The organism is Endozoicomonas sp. SESOKO4 (assembly GCF_024606275.1).
Genome location: NZ_JAHHPS010000581.1, coordinates 1 through 3,884 on the forward strand (window position 1 = coordinate 1; position 3,884 = coordinate 3,884).

Annotated in this window: 1 protein-coding gene and 1 pseudogene; one reads left to right on the plus strand and one right to left on the minus strand. The window is 40.6% G+C overall.

The features are described 5' to 3' along the window. A pseudogene (locus tag KDK16_RS11400) lies at nucleotides 1-530 on the minus strand (protease SohB); the annotation flags it as partial. Between the two features lie 368 nt (nucleotides 531-898). On the opposite strand from KDK16_RS11400, the gene KDK16_RS11405 reads away from it, so the two are divergent. Continuing rightward, on the plus strand, nucleotides 899-3,655 hold the full coding sequence (locus KDK16_RS11405; RefSeq protein WP_257276204.1) for an autotransporter outer membrane beta-barrel domain-containing protein: 2,757 nt from the start codon (nucleotides 899-901) through the stop codon (nucleotides 3,653-3,655). Nucleotides 3,656-3,884 lie beyond the last annotated feature (229 nt).

The window sequence follows — 3,884 nt, forward strand, 5'->3', positions numbered from 1 at the left end:
CAGGCCATCATATAACCACCACTGGCAGCCACTTTATCGACTGCAATGGTGAACTTAACACCACGATCTCTGATACGTTGTAACTGGGAAGCCGCAAGACCATAGGCGTGAACCATGCCTCCAGCACTCTCCAGCTTAAGAAGTACTTCATCCTTATCTGTGATAACAGAGAGTACTGCGGTGATCTCTTCCCGAAGAGACTTGACCGCAGAAGCTTTCATATCGCCATGAAAATCAAGGACATACAGGCGTGGTTTTATTTCCTTTTCTTTATCCTTTTTCTTTTCCTTGTCAGCTTTCTTTTTTTCCTTAGCCAGCTGCTTCAGGCCTTCCTTGTCGAGAGTCGCATGCTGAAGATCATCCTTCAGGTGCTGAAAGTGTTCATTCAGTTTCTTGATTTCAAGATGCCCTTTACTGATCTTTTTGGATTTTTCTCCCATTGCTGCTACGGCAACAATGATGATCAGCAGTGCCACAACAAATGTGACCACTTTGGCAAGGAATAAGCCGTATTCCGCCAGATACTCCAAGAGAGCCTCCCATGATACATGTCAAAATGAGTGCTTAAGGATACCTGAAAAAGAGAATTTGTTTTATGGGTTTAGGCAATGGTTTACATTTCCAGTTGTCCAGACCAAAAACAGACACCTCTGAAGCTCTTGTAAGCAGCGAGCCCAAAAATAACGTTATCAGCGTCGATCACATGAGATGGGCAGCACAGGATTCATCTGCACAGGGGCCACAAGAGCGATAAAAAATCCTATAGATCCCGAAGATATTCCCTGAAAAGTGCTCTGATTTAACGTAAGCATGAAACTGTCGAGTGGTTCAGACCTCACTCTCAAGTTCCTTAGTCTATGCTACGTGCAGGCACTAAACATGATTTAGTTGAGTGACTATGATCAAACGACACATGTGTACCGTTCTGCTTGTCTTAAGCTTACTTTGTAATCACGCCCTTGCTGACACAGCTTGTGAAGTTAATAATGGCAAAAATCAAGACTTCAGAAATTTTCCTACAACGCCTGATGATACGATCTTAAACAGCCGTAATGACGGGGTTGCAGACACTTGTGTTATAAACGGCGAACAAATAAGAACATTTGACTATAGCAGTGGCCTCACCGTTAATATCACCAAATCACCCATTCAATTGCTTTATATGAACACATATATTTTTGGTGGCCTGACCGTTAATGGCAATGACTCCAGCAATGGTCTGTTTATCATTGGTTCTGAATTTGGATCTACTATCGAAGGTGACGTCAACATTATAAACAAAGGTAAATTAGAGCTTGTCAGCTTCAATAATAGCTCTTCAACACCTCGATTTCATTATGATAACGCCATTATTAATATTGAAAATGACTCAGCCTTACAAATTGATTACAACACATCGAATATAACTGGTTACTACATGTCATTAAGGGCTATTACAGGTGAAGGTGAAACCGTCATGAATAACTTTGGCCCTAAAAGGGATTTCGAGCAAGGGAGCTTATATATACACACAAAAGATAATGACAATTATGTCTATAATGGCGATTTCGTTACTTCTAATGGCAAGCCCATAGAAAGTTTACATATCGACGGCCCAGGAAAGTGGACATTTACAGGTGATATTAGAAATGCTGGAACTGGTGGCACCATAGGTTTCACAGATGGTTTTGAATATATTGAAGTGAACCGGGGCAGTACATTAGAGATCACCACAAAGCCTTTTATTTATGGCAGCAGAGTCGATATTGGTGGCACGCTGATCTTTAATCAAAGTTTTGACGGCACTGTATCAGGCGCTGAGTTCAATGGTGACGGGAAAATTATTAAAAAAGGGACATCCAATGTCAGTTTAGCGGGAATTAACAGCAGTTTTCGTGGTGATATTCATATTGAAGAAGGCACTTTAAGCTTGATAGGCAGCGCCAACCTTAGCAATTCGGGTTGGCTCTATATCAACGATGGCACCACTCTCAATGTCAGCCAGGGAGGCAATACCCGTGCAATTAACAGGATTGCCGGCGCAGGGCGTATTGAGTTAGGCAATAGCACTGTATATAGAATCATTCAATTAGCCCCTGGCGATAACGGCATAGGTGTTTTATATGTCAATGGGTCAGGCACACTTGATTTTTCAAATACTAAAATTTCCATTGAATTAGATCCGACTTTAAGTGCTATCCCAAAAGAAGGCCTGACTCACGACAGCGTCATAGCTAACTCAAAAATCAATGTAAATAAAACGACCACAATCGGTCTATATAACCTGCAAACAAATGCTTCACCTGATGAATTTCTTCATGGCAAACGGTTTACCGTTTTAAGAGCTGGTTCAGGACTATCATCTTTGACCGAGACTCAGATAAATGAAGACCCCCAAAGCTTTAATCCCTTTATAGAGGTAGACACATCTAAAACCACAATCACAGATACTGATGTCACTGTAGAGTTTGGTGTAAAAACCGTTCAACAAGCCACAGAAACCATAGCTAGGATTGATACAAAAGCAGTTAATGGAGCTTCAAAAAATAAACAATTGGCTGCTGCTCAGTATATCGAAAAAGTTACGGGCTTAACCGGCACTCAAGCCCCTTCAGAAAAACAGCTTGAAAACAATAGTTTTTTTCAAGGGCTGACTGGCTTGGATTTAGCTAATATGGCTTCTAATAATAACCCTGAAGCTTATGCCTCTAATATGAGTGTTGCTCTTGAATTTAACAGTTTGGTTGCTAACGCCGTCTTTGATAATGGCTTGAGTAAAATCACCTCACGCAACCTTACCCAAGTGATTAACCCTGATACCAAAAAACGTTTATGGCTTTCTACATTAAACACCAACGGTAAAGTCGATGGGGACTCAGGAAAAACTGGGAATTATGAATACAGTCAAAGTTTATTGCTTCTTGGTTTAGACGCTTTCAATCAAAGCCAACAGACTCTTGGTTTTTTTGTAGGCACAGGAAATCCCGAATTAAAAGAGCACGATCATATCAATCAAAAGTTCAACGCTGATAGCTGGCTAGTAGGCAGCTATTTTAACTGGCAATTTAACTCAAGATATAGAATGAACACCATGATGTTTCTGTCCCAGAATGACTTTGAATCCAAAAGAGCTAATATCAATACAAGTGGGCAAAGCACAAGCGCTTCTGAATCACAATACAAGCAAACTCTTCTCACCCTGGGCATTCAAGTTGAAGATGTATTTAAACAGTCTGACAGCTTACTGTTGGCTTCAATATTTGGGTTTAACTACACCTACCTTGATCAAGGTGCTATTAAGGAAAGTCGCGGAGGTGAAGATTATGACTATGAAATCGATAGTGCAGACGCTCAATCTCTAGTTCTGGTAGCCGGGTTAGATACTTTGATTGAAGCTTCAATTGCAGAAAAACCCGGTTATGTCGACTTTAGAATTCGCTATGAGTTTGACATAACAGCTAATCGAAAAGAAACTCATGACTTAGATGCAGGCTTAGCTGGCCAGAACAAGGACGAATTTTCCGGGCAGAACCGAGGCCCGCATGCTCTGATGTTTGGAGCAGGCTATAACATCAATCTGACAAAGTCATTTAATCTAGGTACTGATGCAAGTTATACCATTAGATCGGAGGGGCATGATTATCGCGCTGGGCTTAATCTGGCTTATTTATTCTGATTATTGAATCCTCTCAAGGTAGATCGTTGCAATGGTTTTATCAGTCCCATGTTTGGTTTGATTGCCAATCCTTCACATTGGACTCAGACGACTGCGTGCTGTTTACTATTGGTTCGACAGTATTTTCTGACTGTTTAGATTTTGCACGGAGCGTTTAATTGTTATTCTTTAAAAATATGATTGTATAATATTATTTATCTATTAAATGCCTGGCTATTGTGAATTTAGG

Coding starts and splice junctions, on each gene's coding strand:
- KDK16_RS11405 (WP_257276204.1), top strand. CDS start 899: ATGATCAAACGACACATGTGTACCGTTCTGCTTGTCTTAAGCTTACTT.